Annotated in this window: 18 protein-coding genes; 8 read left to right on the plus strand and 10 right to left on the minus strand. The window is 60.9% G+C overall.

Annotation, left to right across the window (positions count from 1 at the left end):
* Positions 1-3: 3 nt before the first annotated feature.
* The 3 genes from tauA to ACSJLU_RS23050 form a co-directional block, all read right to left on the minus strand.
* Entirely contained in the window at positions 4-999 is a 996-nt protein-coding gene (gene tauA / locus ACSJLU_RS23040) for a taurine ABC transporter substrate-binding protein (protein WP_049208851.1), read from the minus strand.
* Between the two features lie 114 nt (positions 1,000-1,113).
* A complete protein-coding gene (locus tag ACSJLU_RS23045; protein WP_025304513.1) occupies positions 1,114-1,896 on the minus strand; it encodes a PhzF family phenazine biosynthesis protein in 783 nt (260 codons plus the stop codon).
* 10 nt (positions 1,897-1,906) lie between these two features.
* The gene (locus ACSJLU_RS23050) at positions 1,907-2,509 is read right to left on the minus strand and encodes a LysE family translocator (protein WP_025304514.1); all 603 of its coding nucleotides are present in this window, start codon (positions 2,507-2,509) and stop codon (positions 1,907-1,909) included.
* A gap of 118 nt (positions 2,510-2,627) precedes the next feature.
* Here ACSJLU_RS23050 and ACSJLU_RS23055 point away from each other — a divergent pair, with 118 nt between their 5' ends.
* From ACSJLU_RS23055 to ACSJLU_RS23065, 3 genes are all read left to right on the plus strand, one after another.
* Entirely contained in the window at positions 2,628-3,608 is a 981-nt protein-coding gene (locus tag ACSJLU_RS23055) for a hydrolase (protein ID WP_025304515.1), read from the plus strand.
* Positions 3,605-3,838, plus strand: a complete 234-nt coding sequence (locus tag ACSJLU_RS23060; RefSeq protein ID WP_004930376.1) for a YheU family protein — start codon at positions 3,605-3,607, stop codon at positions 3,836-3,838. The genes ACSJLU_RS23055 and ACSJLU_RS23060 overlap by 4 nt, the downstream gene beginning before the upstream one ends.
* 151 nt (positions 3,839-3,989) lie before the next feature.
* Positions 3,990-4,859, plus strand: a complete 870-nt coding sequence (locus ACSJLU_RS23065) for a phosphoribulokinase (protein WP_025304516.1) — start codon at positions 3,990-3,992, stop codon at positions 4,857-4,859.
* A 38-nt stretch (positions 4,860-4,897) separates the two neighbouring features.
* On the opposite strand, the gene ACSJLU_RS23070 is transcribed toward ACSJLU_RS23065, so the two are convergent.
* On the minus strand, positions 4,898-5,305 hold the full coding sequence (locus ACSJLU_RS23070) for an OsmC family protein (RefSeq protein WP_025304517.1): 408 nt from the start codon (positions 5,303-5,305) through the stop codon (positions 4,898-4,900).
* Between the two features lie 382 nt (positions 5,306-5,687).
* Between ACSJLU_RS23070 and crp the strand changes: the two genes are divergently transcribed.
* Positions 5,688-6,320, plus strand: coding sequence for a cAMP-activated global transcriptional regulator CRP (gene crp, locus ACSJLU_RS23075; RefSeq protein ID WP_004090925.1), 633 nt, complete (start codon positions 5,688-5,690; stop codon positions 6,318-6,320).
* A gap of 50 nt (positions 6,321-6,370) precedes the next feature.
* Positions 6,371-8,449 carry a YccS/YhfK family putative transporter gene (locus tag ACSJLU_RS23080; protein WP_380827095.1) on the plus strand — a complete coding sequence of 693 codons (2,079 nt, stop codon included), beginning with the start codon at positions 6,371-6,373 and terminating at the stop codon, positions 8,447-8,449.
* A 40-nt stretch (positions 8,450-8,489) separates the two neighbouring features.
* Here the strand turns inward: ACSJLU_RS23080 and argD are convergent, their stop codons facing one another.
* The 6 genes from argD to ppiA form a co-directional block, all read right to left on the minus strand.
* Entirely contained in the window at positions 8,490-9,707 is a 1,218-nt protein-coding gene (gene argD, locus ACSJLU_RS23085; protein ID WP_148123793.1) for a bifunctional acetylornithine/succinyldiaminopimelate transaminase, read from the minus strand.
* 131 nt (positions 9,708-9,838) lie between these two features.
* Positions 9,839-10,414, minus strand: coding sequence for an aminodeoxychorismate synthase component II (locus ACSJLU_RS23090; RefSeq protein ID WP_025304520.1), 576 nt, complete (start codon positions 10,412-10,414; stop codon positions 9,839-9,841).
* A gap of 72 nt (positions 10,415-10,486) precedes the next feature.
* Positions 10,487-12,010: a helicase HerA-like domain-containing protein gene (locus tag ACSJLU_RS23095; RefSeq protein WP_033645261.1), complete on the minus strand. Its 1,524-nt coding sequence runs from the start codon at positions 12,008-12,010 to the stop codon at positions 10,487-10,489.
* A 151-nt stretch (positions 12,011-12,161) separates the two neighbouring features.
* A complete protein-coding gene (btsR, locus tag ACSJLU_RS23100) occupies positions 12,162-12,887 on the minus strand; it encodes a two-component system response regulator BtsR (RefSeq protein ID WP_025304522.1) in 726 nt (241 codons plus the stop codon).
* Entirely contained in the window at positions 12,887-14,572 is a 1,686-nt protein-coding gene (locus tag ACSJLU_RS23105; RefSeq protein ID WP_043138870.1) for a sensor histidine kinase, read from the minus strand. The genes btsR and ACSJLU_RS23105 overlap by 1 nt, the downstream gene beginning before the upstream one ends.
* Positions 14,573-14,727: 155 nt before the next feature.
* Entirely contained in the window at positions 14,728-15,297 is a 570-nt protein-coding gene (gene ppiA / locus ACSJLU_RS23110) for a peptidylprolyl isomerase A (protein WP_025304524.1), read from the minus strand.
* A 353-nt stretch (positions 15,298-15,650) separates the two neighbouring features.
* Between ppiA and ACSJLU_RS23115 the strand changes: the two genes are divergently transcribed.
* From ACSJLU_RS23115 to ACSJLU_RS23125, 3 genes are all read left to right on the plus strand, one after another.
* Positions 15,651-15,989, plus strand: a complete 339-nt coding sequence (locus ACSJLU_RS23115) for a PTS lactose/cellobiose transporter subunit IIA (protein ID WP_025304525.1) — start codon at positions 15,651-15,653, stop codon at positions 15,987-15,989.
* Positions 15,986-17,293: a 6-phospho-beta-glucosidase gene (locus tag ACSJLU_RS23120; RefSeq protein ID WP_025304526.1), complete on the plus strand. Its 1,308-nt coding sequence runs from the start codon at positions 15,986-15,988 to the stop codon at positions 17,291-17,293. The genes ACSJLU_RS23115 and ACSJLU_RS23120 overlap by 4 nt, the downstream gene beginning before the upstream one ends.
* A gap of 70 nt (positions 17,294-17,363) precedes the next feature.
* Positions 17,364-18,344, plus strand: a complete 981-nt coding sequence (locus tag ACSJLU_RS23125; RefSeq protein WP_049294942.1) for a LacI family DNA-binding transcriptional regulator — start codon at positions 17,364-17,366, stop codon at positions 18,342-18,344.
* Positions 18,345-18,373 lie beyond the last annotated feature (29 nt).

The raw sequence follows: 18,373 nt of genomic DNA on the forward strand, positions 1-18,373 counted from the left end.
TCCTTACGACTGCGGCGCAGCCTGCACCTGTTTCACAAAACGGTCGGTGACGTAAGCGCTGTAGTCGCTGTCGACCTGCGGGATCTTGCCCTGCTGCTTGAGGAATTCGGCGGTATCGCGGATTGCCTTGTCCACCGGCTGGCCGAGCTGGGCAACCTGATCGGCCACCGGCAGATAACGGTTCCCCTTCACCAGTTCCGGCACCTGCGCTTCCGGTACGCCGCTCAAGCGCGCCAAGGTGCTAAGATGGCTCGGATCTTTCAGCCACTGTTCCGGCGCCGTCAGGTAGGCCTTTTGCGCCTGCAGAGCGCTGGCGGCAAAGGCGGTCACCACGTCGGGATGTTTCTCGGCGAAGTCTTTGCGCACCACCCACACGTCCAGCGTCGGTGAACCCCACTCGCCCACCTGCGCGGAGTCGGTCAGCACCTTGCCCTGTTTGGCCAGTTCGTTGACCACCGGCGCCCAGACGTAGGCGCCGTCGATGTCGCCGCGCTGCCAGGCGGCGGCGATGGCCGGCGGCTGCAGATTGAGGATCTTCACCTGTTCAGGCTTGATGCCCCAATGTTTGAGCGAGGCCAGCAGGCTGTAATGAGTCGTAGAAATAAACGGCACCGCAATGCGCTTGCCGATCAAATCCTGCGGGTTTTTGATGTCATTCTTCACCACCAGCGCTTCAGAACTGCCGAGCTGCGAGGCGATGAGGAACACTTCGATGGGGAGTTTCTGGCTGGCGGCCACCGCCAGTGGGCTGGAGCCGATATTGCCGATCTGCACATCGCCGGAGGCCAGCGCACGCAGCACGCTGGAGCCGCTGTCGAACTTACGCCAGTCGACGGTCGCACCGGACTGTTTGGCGAAGCTGTTTTCCGCCTGCGCCACCTTGGCCGGTTCTGCCGACGTCTGGTACGCCACGGTCACGTCCACCGCGTAGGCGCTGGCCGCGCTGAGCGACAACGCCAGCAGCGCCACGTTACGTAAGGAAAAGAGTTTGCCCGCCATGTTCCGCTCCGTTGATAAAAATCTGTTCAGTTGCTGACAGTTTTATCTGAGCGATGACGGGCGATAAAAGAATAAAAAAGTCTTCTTTATTACCTTGAGTAATATAACCGCAGATTACAGCGCGATACTTCCGTGCAGGAACACATGAGCATAGCCGCCGAGCAGCGTGCGATCCCCTTGCAGTTCGCAGAACAGTTCGCCGCCACGTGCCGAGATCTGCTGCGCATGCAGCCGATGGCGGCCGAGGCGCGCCGTCCAGTAAGGCATCAACGTGCAATGCGCGGAGCCGGTCACCGGATCCTCGCCGCCGTCGAGCGTGAAATAGCGCGAAACGAAGTCCACGGTGTCACCCGGCGCGGTGACGATCACCGCGCGGCCGGCCAATGCGATCAGCGCCGGGATGTCCGGGCGCAGCGCGCGCACCTGCGCCTCATTTTCCACCACCACCAGCAGCGCTTTCGCCTGCCACACTTCCTGCGGCTGCACGCCCAGCAGCGCCGCGAGGCCCGCCGGTTCGGCGACTTTCTGCGGCGGCCTGGCGGGGAAATCAAGCACCAGCCGCTCCCCGTCCCGCTCATCGCGCTTGACGAACAGCTCGCCGCCGGCCGAACGGAAGCGAATATCCTTCAGCGCCGGGTTAACCGCGCTGAACATCACATGCGCCGCCGCCAGCGTGCCGTGGCCGCAAAGATCGACCTCACGCTCCGGGGTAAACCAGCGAATGGCGGTCATGTCGCCGTCATCCCAAACAAAGCTGGTTTCCGGCAGGCCGATCTCGTTGGCGATCGCCTGCAACCGCTCCGCCGGCAGCGGCTGCGTCAGCAGGCAAACCCCGGCCGGGTTGCCGCGCAGCCCTTTGCCGGTAAAAGCAACCACGTGATAATAATTTTCCGCCATCGTTCACTCCTTAATGCCAGATCAGTAACACACAGGCTGCGGTCAACAACCCCATGGAAACGTTGAAGATAACCCAGGCCTTTTTGCTGCGCAGCAGGCGGCCGATCAGGGTACCGAACGCCAGCCAGATAACGCCGGCGACGATGTTTACCGCCAAAATGCCCAGCGCGATCGCCGCGATGGAACCGTTGTACTTATCGCCCGCCAGGCTGAAGCTCGCCACCGCGCCCAGCGCCATCAGCCAGGCTTTCGGGTTGAGGAACTGCAGCAGCCAGCCCTGATACAGCCGCACCGGCTGCGGCGGCGCCACGTCGGTTTCCAGCTTTTCATAGGCGGCGGTGGCGACTTTCCACGCCAGCCACAGCAGGTACAAACTGCCGAGGATTTTCAGGATCAGGTGCAGCGACGGGTAAACCAGGATCAGGCTGCCGACGCCGAAGGCCACCAGCAGCAAAATGCTTTGCATGCCGAGCATGATGCCAATCATCAGCCACAGCGAACGCATAAAGCCGAAGTTAGCACCGGAGGTGGTCAGCAGCAGGTTATTGGGGCCTGGCGTGATGGCGGCGACCCACAGGAAGCCCAGCATCGAAAGGAATAAACTCGGTTCCATGGCACGGGTGCTCCTCACCCAAGGCGCTTTTTTGCAGTATCATTGTTAATTCTTGGTATTGAAGCTAACAGTGCGCTAGGGATCTCACAATAGCCGCCCACAACATTTTACTCAGCCTATGCCTAACACCTTTCGCCCCCTGACCGGGGCCAGTAACCCGCACCTGCAAACGCTGTTGCCGCGGCTGGTGCGCCGCCGCGTGTTATTGAAACCGCATTGGCAACGGCTGGAATTGCCCGACGGCGACTTCGTCGATCTTGCCTGGAGCGAGGATCCGGCGCAGGCGCGCGATAAACCGCGCGCGGTGCTGTTCCACGGTCTGGAGGGCAGCTTCTACAGCCCCTACGCGCATGGCCTGCTCAACGCCTGGCGCGAACGTGGCTGGCTCGGGGTGGTGATGCACTTTCGCGGCTGCAGCGGCGTGCCCAACCGCAAACAGCGCATCTACCACTCCGGCGAAACCGAAGACGCGCGCTTCTTCCTGCGCTGGCTGCGCGACCGCTACGGCGAGGTGCCAACCGCGGCGGTAGGCGTTTCGCTCGGCGGCAACATGCTGGCCTGTTATCTGGCGCAGCAAGGCGCCGACAGCCTGCTGCAGGCGGCGGTGGTGGTCTCAGCGCCGCTGATGCTGGAACCCTGCGCCTACCGCATGGAGCAAGGCTTCTCCCGCGTCTATCAGCGCTATTTGCTGGGGCAACTGAAACAAAACGCCACCCGCAAACTGTTGCACTACCCGGACACCCTGCCGCTCAAGCTGTCACAGCTGAACGGTTTGCGGCGCATCCGCGAGTTCGACGACGCCATCACCTCGCGCATTCACGGCTTCAGCGACGCCACCGACTATTATCGCCGCTGCAGCGCTCTGCCGCTGTTGCCGGCGATCCAAACGCCGCTGCTGATCATCCATGCGAAGGACGATCCCTTCATGACCCATGAGGTGATCCCCGACGTCGCCGGCCTGCCGCGCAATATCGAATATCAGCTGACCGAGTTCGGCGGCCACGTCGGCTTTGTCGGCGGCACGCTGAAAAAACCGCACATGTGGCTGGAGCATCGCATTCCGGCCTGGCTTTCCCCTTATCTGGACATCCCGACGTGATCATTCCCTGGCAAGAACTGGCAACCGACACCCTGAACAGCCTGATCGAATCCTTTGTGCTGCGCGAAGGCACCGATTACGGCGAGCACGAACGATCGCTGGAACAGAAGGTGGAGGACGTGCGCCGCCAGCTGAAAAACGGCGAGGTGGTGCTGGTATGGTCAGAACTGCATGAGAGCGTCAACATCATGCCGCGCGGCCAGTTCCGCGCCGGGCAGGAAGAAATTTAGTGGCGTTCGGTTCTATGACTGACGGAAAAAATCAGGTAACAATGGGACATTGCAAACCAGCGAGCGCCATTTTTTCCTGACATAGAGAGCGTCAACAAGAGCCACAATAATCCCCTGACGCCGGCGCATTCAACACGGAGTGACAACCACCATGTCTGCCAAACATCCCGTTATCGCGGTGACCGGTTCCAGCGGCGCCGGCACCACCACCACCAGCGTGGCGTTCCGCAAAATCTTCCAACAGCTCAACATTCGCGCCGCCGAACTGGAGGGCGACAGCTTCCACCGCTACACCCGGCCGGAAATGGACGCGGCGATCCGCAAGGCGCGCGATCTGGGCAGACACATCAGCTATTTCGGCCCCGAGGCCAACGACTTCGGCCTGCTGCAGCAGAGCTTTATCGAGTACGGCAAAAACGGCACCGGCCGTTCGCGCAAGTACCTGCACACCTACGACGAAGCGGTGCCCTACAATCAGGTGCCGGGCACCTTCACCCCATGGGAGCCACTGCCGGCGCCGACCGACGTGCTGTTCTACGAGGGGCTGCACGGCGGTGTGGTCACCGAACACCATGACGTGGCCAGCCACGTCGATCTGCTGGTCGGCGTGGTGCCGATCGTCAACCTGGAGTGGATCCAGAAGCTGATCCGCGATACCGGCGAGCGCGGCCACTCCCGCGAGGCGGTGATGGATTCGGTGGTGCGTTCGATGGAAGATTACATCAACTACATCACGCCGCAGTTCTCGCGCACCCACATCAACTTCCAGCGCGTGCCGACGGTGGACACTTCCAACCCGTTCGCCGCCAAAGCCATTCCCTCACTGGATGAAAGCTTCGTGGTGATCCACTTCCGCGGGCTGGATCAGATTGACTTCCCCTATTTGCTGGCGATGCTGCAGGGCTCGTTTATCTCGCACATCAATACGTTAGTGGTGCCGGGCGGCAAGATGGGGCTGGCGATGGAGCTGATCATGGCGCCGCTGGTGCAGCGATTGCTGGAAGGCAAGAAGATCGAATAAATGCGTTGAGCGCGGCGGCGGGCCGCGCTCCGTCTCGATTACGCCGGTTGGCGGATCTCGAAACTGTGGGTCACCGTGGCGGCCTTGTTGAGCATCAGCGCCACCGAGCAGTATTTCTCCGCCGACAGGTTCACCGCACGCTCTACGATTTTGTCAGTCAGATCCTGACCGGTGACGATGAAGTGCAGATTGATATGGGTGAACAACCGCGGGGCTTCTGCACGGCGCTCGGAGGTCAGCTTCACCTCGCAGTCGCGCACGTCGTTGCGCCCTTTTTGCAGGATGGACACCACGTCAATCGCGCTGCAGCCGCCCACCGACATCAGCACCATTTCCATCGGGCTCGGCGCTTTATCGCCGGCGTTGCCGTCCATCAGCACCTGGTGGCCGGAGGCCGATTCACCCAAAAACGTTAACCCTTCCACCCACTTAACTCTTGCCTGCATTCTGGTCACTCCGGTTAATTTCTTAAAATCAGAGTACGCTTTCGCATAGAAACAGGCAACGTAACCTGATGCTAATCATGCTGAAGCGAGACAACACGAGACACCCGCCTTACTCTGTGCTACAAACAGAGCCGCAATAAATCTTTCCGGGACACTGAATTTCAGGGAAACGCCCAGAGAAAGGCTCCTTTACCGGTATGTTAACAGAATGTAGCTTGCAGCGCTTACGGCAAGTTAATATGCTAGAGCGACAGCGTATTTTTATGACACGCCTCAAAACTTGCCGGTAGCCCTCGCTCATGACTGCGGCTACAGGCGGGTTTTACAGGGAACTCTGACCCCTGTGACACAAGGCAGCGATAACAACAGAGGATAACAGCGAATGGTTCTCGGCAAACCGCAAACAGACCCTACTCTCGAATGGTTCCTGTCTCATTGCCATATCCACAAATATCCATCGAAGAGTACGCTGATTCACCAAGGTGAAAAGGCCGAAACGCTTTACTACATCGTGAAAGGCTCCGTCGCGGTGCTGATCAAGGATGAAGAAGGTAAAGAGATGATCCTGTCCTACCTCAACCAGGGGGATTTCATCGGCGAGCTCGGATTGTTCGAAGAAGGCCAGGAGCGCAGCGCCTGGGTTCGCGCGAAAACCGCCTGTGAAGTGGCCGAAATTTCCTACAAGAAATTCCGCCAGCTGATCCAGGTGAACCCGGACATCCTGATGCGCCTGTCCGCCCAAATGGCGAGCCGCCTGCAGGTTACCTCCGAAAAAGTGGGCAACCTCGCCTTCCTGGACGTGACCGGCCGCATCGCGCAAACCCTGCTGAATCTGGCGAAGCAACCCGACGCCATGACTCACCCGGACGGCATGCAGATCAAGATCACCCGTCAGGAGATCGGCCAGATCGTCGGCTGCTCGCGTGAAACCGTTGGCCGTATTCTGAAAATGCTGGAAGATCAAAACCTGATTTCCGCCCACGGCAAAACCATTGTCGTCTACGGCACCCGTTAATCCCTGAAGAAACGGCGCAATCTGCGCCGTTTTTTTGTCTGCTCTCTGCCATGTGGCGCCGCCTGATCTACCACCCGGAAATCAACTACGCACTGCGACAAACGCTGGTGTTGTGCCTACCGGTGCTGTTTGGCTTGTTGATAGGCCAGCTGCAGCTCGGCCTGATGTTCTCTCTGGTGCCCGCCTGCTGCAATATCGCCGGTCTGGACACGCCGCATAAGCGCTTCTTTAAACGGCTGATCGTCGGCGGCTCGCTGTTCGCCTTCAGCAGCGTGCTGTTGCAACAGGCACTGCTGTGGCACGTGCCGCTGCCGGCGCTGATGCTGGGCCTGGCGCTGCTGCTCGGCGTTACCGGCGAAATCAGCCCGCTGCACGCCCGGCTGTTGCCGGCGGCGCTGGTGGCCGCCATCTTCGCTCTCAGCACGGCCGGCACGGTGCCTGTCTGGCAGGCGCCGCTGCTGTACGCGATCGGCACCGTCTGGTACGGCTTATTCACCTGGTTCTGGTTCCGGCTGTGGAAAGAGCAACCGATGCGCGAGACGCTCAGCCAGCTCTATCTGGAACTGGCGGACTACTTCGAAGCCAAATACTCCCTGCTGACTCAGCACACCGATCCGCAGACCGCGCTGCCGCCACTGCTGGTGCGCCAGCAAAAGGTGATGGATCTGATCAGCCTGCTGTACCAACAGCTTAATTTCCTGCCGCACGCCAACAACCTCGATCAAAAGCGACTGCAGCGCGCCTTTCAGGTGGCGATGGATCTGCAGGAGCACATCACCGTCAGCCTGCATCTGCCGGAGGAAGTGCAAAAACTGGTGGAGCAGAGCCAGGCCGAAGCGATCATTCGCCGCAACGCTCAGGTGATCGCCGCCCGGCTGCGCGTGGTGGCGCACGATATACTCTACCATCAACATTCGAAGCGCTTTTCCATGGCCCACGAGCTGGCGGCGCTGGAAAAAATGGCGGCGCAGCATCCCGATAACCCGGTCGGCCAGTTTTGTTATTACCACTTCAGCCGCATCGCCCGCCTGCTGCGCACCCAGCATCCGCTGTACCGCCGCGATCTGATGCCCGGCCAGCACCGCCTGCCGTTTTGGCCGGCGCTAGCCAGCTATCTGTCGTTCAAATCTACCGCCCTGCGCAACGCCGCGCGGCTGGGGGTGACGCTGGCGGTCGGCAGCAGTCTGGGGGCGGTGTTCAACCTGCCGAAGCCTTACTGGATCCTGCTCACCATCATGCTGGTGAGCCAAAACGGGTATAACGCCACCCGGGTGCGTATTCAGCACCGTGCGCTGGGCACGATTGCCGGGCTGTTGCTGGCGGCCGGGCTGCTGCAGCTGCAGTTACCGGAAGGCGAAACGCTGAGCATCATGCTGGTGATCACGCTGCTAGCCTACCTGGTTTCACGCAAGAACTACGGGCTATCGGTGATTGGCTTTACGGTGACGGCGGTTTACACCTTGCAGCTGCTGGCGCTGAACGGCTCGCATTTTCTGGTGCCTCGTCTGATTGATACCTTGATCGGCTGCGTGCTGGCGTTCGGCGGCACCATTTGGCTATGGCCGCAGTGGCAAAGCGGGCTGCTGCGCAAGAATGCCCATCAGGCACTGGAAAACGATCAAGCCGCGCTGCGGCTGATGCTGGAACAGCCGGAGCCGGACGCCACCGCGTTGGCCTATGCCCGCATGCAGGTCAACCAGGCGCACAACGCGCTGTTCACCTCGCTCAATCAGGCGATGCAGGAGCCGGGATTCGCGTCGAACTATCTGGCGGATATGCGTTTATGGGTCACTCACAGCCAGTTTATCGTCGAACACCTGAATGCCATGACCATTTTGGCGCGCGAGCACTATATGCTGACGCCGAAGCTGGCGGAAACGTATCTGCAAACCTGTGAAATTGCGCTGCAGAGCTGCCAGCAACGCCTGGAGTACGACGGCCCGAGCAGCGGCAGCAGCGGCATCATGCAGCCGCCGGATCTGCATCCGGAGATGCCCGTTACCGAGATGGAGCGTCATTTGCGGCGTATTCTGTCGCACCTGAGCGTGATGCACACCATTTCGTCGCTGGCCTGGCGCCAACGCCCGCACCACGGCATTTGGCTCAAGCGCAAACTCCGCGATCAATAAGGGCGCGGCATGCCGCGCCCCGTTATTCGTCACACGGGCTTCAGGCGTTGATCACATCCTGCACCGCCAGCTCGAACAGCGCCATGCCGGCCTCGATGTCCTGCGGCTCCACCACCAGCGACGGCGCGAAGCGGATCACGTTCGGCCCGGCATTGAGGATCATCAACCCACGCGCAGCGGCGGCGGTGAGAAAATCGCGCGCTCTGCCGTGGTAATGCGGCGTCAGTTCGGCGCCGATCAGTAACCCCATGCCGCGAATGGCGGTGAAAATACCGTATTTATCGCCGATATCCTGCAAAGCCTGCACATACAGCGCGTGGCGCTGCTCGATGCCGCTCAGCACCTCCGGCGTATTGATCACATCCAGCGCCGCCTCCGCCACCGCGCAGGCCAGCGGGTTACCGCCGTAGGTGGTGCCGTGAGTGCCCACCTGCATCACCGACGCAATCTCTTCGGTGGTCAGCATGGCGCTGACCGGGAAACCGCCGCCCAGCGCCTTGGCGGTGGTGAGAATGTCCGGCATCACGCCATAATGCATATAGGCGAACAGCTTGCCGCTGCGCCCCATGCCGCTTTGCACTTCGTCGAACACCAGCAGCGCCTGGTGTTGGTCGCACAGTTTGCGCACGCCTTTGAGGAAGTCGGCGTCGACCGGCGTAATGCCGCCCTCGCCCTGAATCGGCTCCATCACCACCGCGCAGGTGTGGTTGTCCATTACCGCTTTCACCGCCGCCAGATCGTTGAACGGCACGTGCACGATGTCGGCCGGCTTCGGCCCGAACCCGTCGGAATATTTGGCCTGCCCGCCCACCGACACGGTGAACAGCGTGCGGCCGTGAAACGCGTTATAGAAGGCGATGATTTTGGTTTTGTACGGGCTGTGGCGGGTGATGGCGTAATGACGCGCCAGTTTGAACGCCGCCTCGTTGGCCTCTGCGCCGGAGTTGGCGAAGAACACCCGGTCGGCGAAGGTGGCGTCGATCAGTTTGCTCGCCAAACGCAGCGCCGGTTCATTGGTGAAGACGTTGCTGGTATGCCACAGGGTTTCGCCCTGGCGTTTGAGCGCCTCGACCAGCGCCGGGTGGCAGTGTCCCAGCGCCGTCACCGCGATGCCGCCGGAAAAATCGATGTACTCTTTTCCCTGCTGATCCCAGACCCGGCTGCCTTTGCCGCGCACCGGCACAAACTGGGCGGGTGCATAAACAGGCAGGATCACCTGGTCAAAGGTGCTGCGGCTCACTGCGGATTTGTCAGTCATTTTCGGCTCCACCCTGAAGGTTTTTCAGCGCTATCGCGATGTTATAGTGAAAATATAATCACGAAATATGCATAAAAAAACACTAAAGCGCAAATGCAAAACGCCTGACGGGCGAAAAAAACGCGAAGGGATTAACGCCTGAGAAAATTATCCAACAGCTGATGGCCCTGCTCGCTGAGCACGCTTTCCGGGTGGAACTGCACCCCTTCCAGCGCCAGCGTGCGGTGGCGGATGCCCATGATCTCGTCGCGCACGCCGTCGCGTTCGCTCCAGGCGGTCACTTCAAAGCAATCCGGCAGCGTATCGGCTTTCAGCACCAGCGAGTGATATCGGGTCACGGTCAGCGGATCGTTCAGGCCGCGAAACACGCCGACGCCCAGATGGCGAATCGCCGAAGTTTTGCCGTGCATCACCGCGCGGGCGCGCACCACTTCGGCGCCGAACGCCTGCCCCAGCGCCTGGTGCCCCAGGCATACGCCGAGGATCGGCAGCTTGCCGGCGAAATGACGAATGGCGGCCAGCGAGATACCCGCTTCGTTCGGGGTACAAGGGCCGGGGGAAATCACCAGATGCTGCGGCGCCAGCCGCGCGATATCGGCCAGCTGTAGCTCATCGTTGCGCTTCACCAGCACCTCGGCGCCCAATTCGCAGAAGTACTGGTAAAGGTTATAGGTAAAGGAGTCGTAGTTATCGATCAGCAGCAGCATGTTAGGTCCGGCAGAGAAAAACGCCGCCATAGTTTACTGATTTAACCCGCCGCTGCCGACGATAATTTCCGCTTACTTTTTACGGCCGCCGGTGATCGAGCCCAGTACGCCGCGCAGGATCTGCCGGCCGAGATCGCGCGCCATGCTCTTGGCGGCGGTCTGGACGATGCCGTCGCGTTTGCCGCCGCGCGGGCCGGTGGAACCGAACAGCAGCTCGTTCAATCCGTCCATCAGGCCGCCGCCCGTCTGTTGCTGTGCTTGCGCCTGCGGTTGCTGCCCCTGCTGCGCAGTGCCGACGGTGGCGAAGCCGCCCGACGACAGCTTCTCGTAAGCTGACTCGCGGTCGATCATGTCTTCATAGCGGCCATACAGCGGCGACTTGTTGATCGCGCTGTTCAGCCCTTCCGCGCCGAGCATGCCCATCTTGGATTCCGGCGCGATGACCATCGCCCGCTCCACCACGTTCGGCCGGCCCTTCTCGTCGAGGAATGACACCAGCGCTTCGCCCACGCCCAGCTCGGTGATCGCCGTTTCGGCATCGAAGGCTGGATTGGCGCGCAGGGTTTGCGCCGCCGTCTTCACCGCCTTCTGATCGCGCGGCGTGAAGGCGCGCAGCGCATGCTGTACGCGGTTGCCCAACTGGCCCAGCACGCTGTCCGGGATATCCAGCGGGTTCTGGGTGACGAAGTAAATGCCGACGCCTTTGGAGCGGATCAGGCGCACCACCTGTTCAATCTTGGTCAACAGTGCCGCCGGCGCGTCGTTGAACAGCAGGTGCGCTTCATCGAAGAAGAACACCAGCTTCGGCTGTTCAGGGTCGCCCACTTCCGGCAGGTGCTCAAACAGCTCGGCCAGCAGCCACAGCAGGAACACTGAATACAGCTTCGGCTGATTGATCAGCTTGTCCGCCGCCAGCAGGTTGATCACGCCATGGCCGTTGGCGTCGGTTTTCATCAGATCGTTGATGTCCAGCATCGGCTCGCCGAAAAACTGGTTGGCGCCCTGCTCTTCCAGCGTCAGCAACCCACGCTGGATGGCGCCGATCGACGCGGCAGAGATGTTGCCGTACTGAGTCTGGAATTGTTTGGCGTTATCGCCGACGAACTGCACCATGGCGCGCAGGTCTTTCATGTCCAGCAACAGCAGCGCGTTGTCATCGGCAATTTTGAACACCAGCTGCAGCACGCCGCTTTGCACTTCGTTCAGATCCAACAGACGCCCCAGCAGCAGCGGCCCGAGATCGGAAATCGTGGCGCGGATCGGGTGGCCCTTTTCGCCGTAAATATCCCACGGGATAATGGTGCAGGCCTGCGGCTGCCAGTCGGTGACGCCGATCGCCGCCAGGCGCGCCTGCAGCTTCTCGGACGGTACGCCCTCGGCGCCGATGCCAGACAGATCGCCCTTCACATCCGACAGGAACACCGGTACGCCGATGCGCGAGAACTGCTCGGCCATTTTCTGCAGCGTCACCGTCTTGCCGGTGCCGGTTGCCCCGGTGATCAGCCCGTGGCGGTTGGCCAACGCCGGCAAAATCACCAGATCCTGTTCCGGTTTTCCGTCTTTCATCGCTTTGGCGATAATCCGTGGTTCACTCATTTTCTGTTCCTTTGACGCTGACGCGGCGCGAAACGCGCCTGTTGATGCAATAAAGCTATAAGCGCCGCGTAACCCCGTCAAGGACAAACAAAATGGGCGCCGTCGGGACGCCCATGATGCCTGTCTTTTCAGAATCCCCCTAAGACCTGCATCACCCCCGCAGCCCCAGTTGCTCCTTCAGCGCTTTCAAATAGCGCCGGCTGACTGGCACCGGATCGCCGGCGGACATGATCATCTCCGCCGCGCCGCCTTCTTCGAAGCGGATCTCGCGCACCTGCTCCAGGTTGACCAAATACTGTCGATGGCAGCGCACCAGCGGCGTACGGCTTTCCAGCGTGCGCAGCGTCAATTCGGTGAAACACTCCATGCCGTCGCTGCGCACCACGAATACCCCGCTCAGTTTGGAACGGATCGCCAACACCTCGTCAAACCGCAGCAGATAGATGCGGCTGTGGCCGGTGCAGGGAATGTATTTCAGGTAGCCGGCGCTCTCATCCAGCGCCGTCACGTCCTGCGGCGCACTGCGCTGCCGCAGGCGTTGCAGCGTCTTGCTCAGCCGCTTCGGCTCCGCCGGCTTCAGCAGATAGTCGAAGGCGTGCTCCTCGAACGCCTGCACCGCGTATTCGTCGTAGGCGGTCAGAAACACGATGTGCGGCATGCGGTTGGGATCCAGCATGCCGACCATTTCCAGCCCGCTGATGCGCGGCATTTGGATATCGAGAAACACCACGTCCGGCTGCAGCCGGTGGATCTGGCTGATGGCTTCGATGGCGTTGGCGCATTCGCCGATGATCGTGATCCCCGCTTCGGCCTCCAGCAGATGGCGCAGGTTGTCGCGCGCGGAAGGCTCATCGTCAACAATCAGTGCGTTTAACATCAGGCGGCCCTCTCCATGGGAACATTGAGCGTAATGCGGGTATAGGCGTCCGGCCGGCAATCCACCCGCACGCCATAGCCTTCGCCGTAGCGCACGCGAATGCGCTTATCCACCAGGTTCATCCCCAGCCCGCTGCAGTTCGGCTTCGGCTGGAACAGCCCGGCATTGTCCGTCACCTGCAGCAGCAGATGCTCTCCTTCGCAGCAGGCGCCGATTTCGATGCGGCCCACACCCAACAGATGCGAGGTGCCGTGCTTGATGGCGTTCTCGACGATCGGCTGCAGCGAAAACGCCGGCAGCCGCGCCGCCAGCAGCGCCTCCGGCAGCGATACCGCGATCTCCAGCCGATCGGCGAAGCGCGCTTTCTCAATCTGCAGGTAGGCGTTCACATGCTCAATCTCGTCCGCCAGGCTGACTTCATCATCCGAACGTTTGAGGTTTTTACGAAAGAAAGTCGAGAGGGACTGCACCAGATCGCAGGCGCGTTCGCCATCGCGGCGGATCACCGCCACCAGCGTATTTAACGCATTGAACAGGAAATGCGGATTGACCTGCGCATGCAACAGCTTGATCTCCGACTGCGCCAGCAGCTGCTTGTGGCGCTCGTACTGTCCGGCCATGATCTGCGCCGACAGCAGGCTGGCGATGCCTTCGCCCAGCGTGCGGTTGATGGTGCTGAACAGCTGGCTTTTCGGTTCGTACAGCTTGATGGTGCCGATGACCCGCTGGTTTTCGCCGCGCAGCGGGATCACCAGCGTCGATCCCAGCTTGCAGGCCGGATTGATCGAGCAGCAGTAAGAGAGCTGATTGCCGTCGGCGTACACCACCTCGTTGTTGTCGATGGCGCGATGCGAATGCACCGAGGCGATCGGCGTGCCCGGCAGGTGGTGATCGTCGCCGATGCCGATAAACGCCAGCAGCTTGTCACGATCGGTGATCGCCACTGCACCGATACCCAGCTCCTGATAAATCACCCGGGCGACCTTCATGCTGTTTTCTTGATCGAAGCCCTGGCGCAGGATGCCCTCGGTGCGCTCGGCGATCTTCAGCGCCTTGGAAGAGAAAGCGCTGGTGTATTTCTCAAACATCGCGCGCCGATCCAGCAGGATTTGCATGAACATCGCCGCACCGACGGTATTGGCGATCATCATCGGCAGCGCGATGTGCTCTACCAGCTGCAACGCTTCGTCGTAGGGGCGCGCCACCGCGAGGATGATCGCCATCTGCAGCACTTCCGCCACCAGCGCCACGCCGCCGACGAACAGCGGATTGAACAGCAGCTCGATGCGCCCGCGGCGCATGGCGATGCTGTGTACGATGCCGCCGACCAGGCCTTCCGACACCGTGGAAATCGCGCAGGCCACGTCGGTCATGCCGCCGAGCGTATACCGGTGCAGGCCGCCGGTCAGCCCGACCAGAAAGCCCACCGACGGCCCGCCCAGCAGCCCGCCCAGGACCGCGCCTATCGCGCGGGTGTTGGCGATCGAATCCTGAATGTGCAGCCCAAAATAGGTGCCCATGATGCAGAACACCGAGAAGATCACGTAGCACAGCAGCTTGTGCGGCAGGCGAATAGTCACCTGCATCAGCGGGATAAACAGCGGGGTTTTGCTCAGCAGATAGGCGATGACGAGATAGACGCACATCTGCTGCAACAGCAACAGCACCTGGTTAAATTCATACATGGCAGCAACTCATCCAGAGACAACAAAGGGCGAACGCCGGATTTCCGGTCTGGTTATTGTCTGCCGATTAGAGCATGGGGCACGGGAGAAAACAGTGATGAAGGCAAGGCTTCGTGAGGAAGGACGGCCGACCCCGGCGGGATCGGCCAAAAAACTTACGGCAACACCTTGGCCGACAGAATCACCACCGGTTTGGTCGGCACATTCTGGTAAGGGCCGACGTTACCGGTCGGCACCTGAGCGATCTTGTCCACGACGTCCATGCCTTTCACCACTTTGCCGAACACGGCGTAGCCGAAATCGCGCTGGCCGTGATCCAGGAAGGCGTTATCCGCCACGTTCAGGAAGAACTGGCTGGTGGCGCTGTCCTTGTCGGCGGTGCGCGCCATCGAAATGGTGCCGCGCAGGTTGCGCAAGCCGTTGTCGGCTTCGTTCTTGATTGGCGCCTTGGTGGATTTCTGCTGCATGTCAGCGGTGAAACCGCCGCCCTGAACCATAAAGCCCGGGATCACGCGATGGAAAATGGTGTTGTTGTAGTACCCGCTGTTCACGTAATCGACGAAGTTCTGGGTGGAAACCGGTGCCTTCTGACTGTCGAGCGCCAACTCGATATTCCCTGCCGAGGTGGTCAGCATGACGTGGGTTTCACCGGCAGCGAGCGCCGCTGGCGCCATCGCTGTCAGGGAACACAGCGCGACGAAGGTCACTAAAGTACGTTTGAACATTAACGGGTCCTTTCTCTGAGAGACAAACAACGGAAAAGCGCTTTGATTCTAAAGAGCTGTATCGGCAAGTACCAGCCATTTACCTATATTTACCCAATTACGGGACATATCCTAGGCGGCCCTGAATTTTGCTGCGGAAAGTATGGGCGCAGAAGGCTTTTTTGCCAACCGCGTCACGCATTTTTTGCCCAGCGCCGCCCCGGGGCGTTTTTTGCGATCTACCTCCCAGTTTGCACACCCGTTGCCGTTACCCTATATAAATGAGAGCGCTCTCATTATAAAAAGAACGGATACTGAGGTATCCCACGGCGGCGTAGCCGCGCAACCCCTGGAGAAATGACGTGAGTGAATTGATGACTGAAGTCAGCCCCGAGTTTGAAAGCACCATCATGGAACTGCTGGTGTTCTCCGGCAGCGCGCGCAGTAATGCGTTGATGGCGTTGCGGCAAGCGCGCGCCGGTGACTTCGCCGCCGCGGCCAAACACATGGTCGAATCCAAAGAGTGGGTGAAGAAGGCGCACCTGATCCAGACCGAGCTGATCGGCCTGGACGAAGGCTGCGGCAAGCTGGCGATCAACCTGATCACCGTGCATGCGCAGGATCATCTGATGAACGCCATGGTCATCCAGGATCTGGCCGACGACATGATCGAGCTCTATCGCCGTCAGTCACAGACGGAGGGCCGCTCATGAACACGCTCAAAATCGCGGTGATTGGCGGTGGCAGCAGCTACACTCCCGAACTGGTCGATGGGCTGATCCAACGCATCGATGAGCTGCCGGTCACCGAACTGGCGCTGGTGGACGTCGAGCCAGGCCGCCAAAAAGTGGAAACCATCGCCGCCCTGACCCGCCGTATGCTGGCGCGCCACGGGCTGGAACAGGTGAAGGTCAGCGTGCACTTCGCGCTGGACGACGCCATTCACGGCGCCGCTTTCGTGCTGACCCAGTTCCGCGTCGGGCAACTGCCGGCGCGCGCCGCCGATGAACGGCTGGGCCTGAAATACCAGCTGCTCGGCCAGGAGACCACCGGCGTCGGCGGCTTCGCCAAGGCGCTGCGCACCATTCCGGTGATGCTGGATATCGCCCGTCGGGTGGAAAAGCTGGCGCCGGACGCCTGGATCATCAACTTCACCAACCCGGCCGGCATCGTCACCGAGGCGGTGTCCCGCTTTACCAAAGCGAAGATCATCGGCCTGTGTAACGTACCGATCAGCATGCATCACATGATCGCCAACATGCTGCAGGCGCCTTACGCCGACGTGCAGCTGCGGTTCGCCGGTTTGAATCACATGGTCTGGGTGCATCAGGTCACGCAGCAGGGGCGCGACGTCACCGGCAACGTGATCGACATGCTGTGCGACGGCGCGGCGCTGACCATGAACAACATCAAGGAAGAGCCCTGGCAGCCGGACTTCCTGCGCGCGCTCGGCGCCATCCCCTGCCCGTACCACCGCTATTTTTACCAGACCCGCGAGATGCTGGCGGAAGAGATGGCTGCCGCCGGCGAGCGCGGCACCCGCGCCGAGCAGGTGATGCAGGTAGAAAAAGAGCTGTTCGAGCTGTATGCCGATCCGCAGTTGAACAGTAAACCGGAGCAACTCAGCTTCCGCGGCGGTTCTTTCTATTCCGAAGTTGCGCTGGAGCTGATCCGTGCTATCCATAATAATCTCGGCACGCAATTAGTGGTCAACACCGCAAACCGCGGCGCAATCCATGGCCTGCCGGACGATGCTGTGATAGAAATCAACTGTATCGTCGATGCCCAGGGCGCGCATCCGCTGACGTTCGGCCCGCTGTCGGAACCGATGCAGGCGCTGACGCAGCAGGTAAAAGCCTACGAGCGCCTGACCATCGAGGCGGCAGTGCACGGCGATCGCCGCAGCGGCTTGCTGGCGCTGATCGCCAACCCGCTGGTGGGCAACGCCAACCTGGCACAGCCGTTGCTGGACGAGGTGTTGACGATAAACGCGCCGTACTTGCCGCAGTTCAGGTAAGCGCCGGCGCGGTATGACAGGGGTTCGGCACGCCGAACCCATTTTTTTAGCCGTAATCAGGAGTTGGACGATGGTGACACTGGAAGATGTCGCGGCACTGGCGGGCGTATCGCGCGCCACCGTATCGCGGGTAGTGAACGGCGACAGCAACGTCAAGGCGCCGACCCGCGAGAAGGTTGAACGCGCCGTCGCCCAGCTCGGTTATACCCCCAACCCGGCGGCCCGTGCACTCGCCTCCAGCCACAGCAATACCCTCGGGTTGGTCACGACGTCGTACCGCGGTGGCTTCTTCGGCGCGCTGATGGACTTCGTGCAGACCGAGGCCGAATCCCACGGCAAGCAGCTGCTGGTGACCCAGGGCCGCAACAGTGCCGAAAACGAATGGCAGGCGGTGCAGCGGCTGTTCAGCCTGCGCTGCGACGGCGTGATCCTGCACGTGCGTTTTCTCAGCGACGATCGGCTGCGCCAGCTGGCGGCGGAGCAACGTGATTTCGTGTTGCTCGATCGTCTGGTGCCGGGGCTGGAAGACCGCTGCGTCACCTTCGATCACCCGCTTGCCAGCCGCATGGCGACGCAGCAGTTACTCGACGCCGGGCACCGGCGCATCGCCTGCATCAGCGGCCCGCGTGAGCGCCCGTCGAGCCGCCTGCGGCTGCAAGGATTTGAAGAGGCGATGCAGGCGGCGAATATCGAGCCGGTAGCCTGTCTGGAGGGCGTCTACGATCTGGAAAGCGGTTACCGCTGCGCCGATCATCTGCTGCAGCAAACCGCACGGCCCAGCGCCATCTACTGCTGCAACGAAGAGATGGCGATCGGCGCGCTGCTGGCGATCAACGAGCACCGCCTGCGGGTACCGCAGGATATCTCCTTGATCTGTTACGACAGCGGCGAACGCGCACCTTTCGTGCGCCCGGCGTTGAGCAGCGTACATTTTCCCATCAGCGAAATGGCCCAATACGCGGCGCGCAGGCTGATCGACCCTGCCACCCCGGCGCACCGGTTTGAGCCGACGATCATCAACCGTGATTCCATTGTGACGGTACGCAAATAGATCACAATAATGCGTATCATCCCTTCATG

Source organism: Serratia bockelmannii (assembly GCF_051803255.1).
Classification (GTDB): Bacteria; Pseudomonadota; Gammaproteobacteria; order Enterobacterales; family Enterobacteriaceae; genus Serratia; species Serratia bockelmannii.

Coding starts and splice junctions, on each gene's coding strand:
- tauA (WP_049208851.1), bottom strand. CDS start 999: ATGGCGGGCAAACTCTTTTCCTTACGTAACGTGGCGCTGCTGGCGTTG.
- ACSJLU_RS23045 (WP_025304513.1), bottom strand. CDS start 1,896: ATGGCGGAAAATTATTATCACGTGGTTGCTTTTACCGGCAAAGGGCTG.
- ACSJLU_RS23050 (WP_025304514.1), bottom strand. CDS start 2,509: ATGGAACCGAGTTTATTCCTTTCGATGCTGGGCTTCCTGTGGGTCGCC.
- ACSJLU_RS23055 (WP_025304515.1), top strand. CDS start 2,628: ATGCCTAACACCTTTCGCCCCCTGACCGGGGCCAGTAACCCGCACCTG.
- ACSJLU_RS23065 (WP_025304516.1), top strand. CDS start 3,990: ATGTCTGCCAAACATCCCGTTATCGCGGTGACCGGTTCCAGCGGCGCC.
- ACSJLU_RS23070 (WP_025304517.1), bottom strand. CDS start 5,305: ATGCAGGCAAGAGTTAAGTGGGTGGAAGGGTTAACGTTTTTGGGTGAA.
- crp (WP_004090925.1), top strand. CDS start 5,688: ATGGTTCTCGGCAAACCGCAAACAGACCCTACTCTCGAATGGTTCCTG.
- ACSJLU_RS23080 (WP_380827095.1), top strand. CDS start 6,371: ATGTGGCGCCGCCTGATCTACCACCCGGAAATCAACTACGCACTGCGA.
- argD (WP_148123793.1), bottom strand. CDS start 9,707: ATGACTGACAAATCCGCAGTGAGCCGCAGCACCTTTGACCAGGTGATC.
- ACSJLU_RS23090 (WP_025304520.1), bottom strand. CDS start 10,414: ATGCTGCTGCTGATCGATAACTACGACTCCTTTACCTATAACCTTTAC.
- ACSJLU_RS23095 (WP_033645261.1), bottom strand. CDS start 12,010: ATGAGTGAACCACGGATTATCGCCAAAGCGATGAAAGACGGAAAACCG.
- btsR (WP_025304522.1), bottom strand. CDS start 12,887: ATGTTAAACGCACTGATTGTTGACGATGAGCCTTCCGCGCGCGACAAC.
- ACSJLU_RS23105 (WP_043138870.1), bottom strand. CDS start 14,572: ATGTATGAATTTAACCAGGTGCTGTTGCTGTTGCAGCAGATGTGCGTC.
- ppiA (WP_025304524.1), bottom strand. CDS start 15,297: ATGTTCAAACGTACTTTAGTGACCTTCGTCGCGCTGTGTTCCCTGACA.
- ACSJLU_RS23115 (WP_025304525.1), top strand. CDS start 15,651: ATGACTGAAGTCAGCCCCGAGTTTGAAAGCACCATCATGGAACTGCTG.
- ACSJLU_RS23120 (WP_025304526.1), top strand. CDS start 15,986: ATGAACACGCTCAAAATCGCGGTGATTGGCGGTGGCAGCAGCTACACT.
- ACSJLU_RS23125 (WP_049294942.1), top strand. CDS start 17,364: ATGGTGACACTGGAAGATGTCGCGGCACTGGCGGGCGTATCGCGCGCC.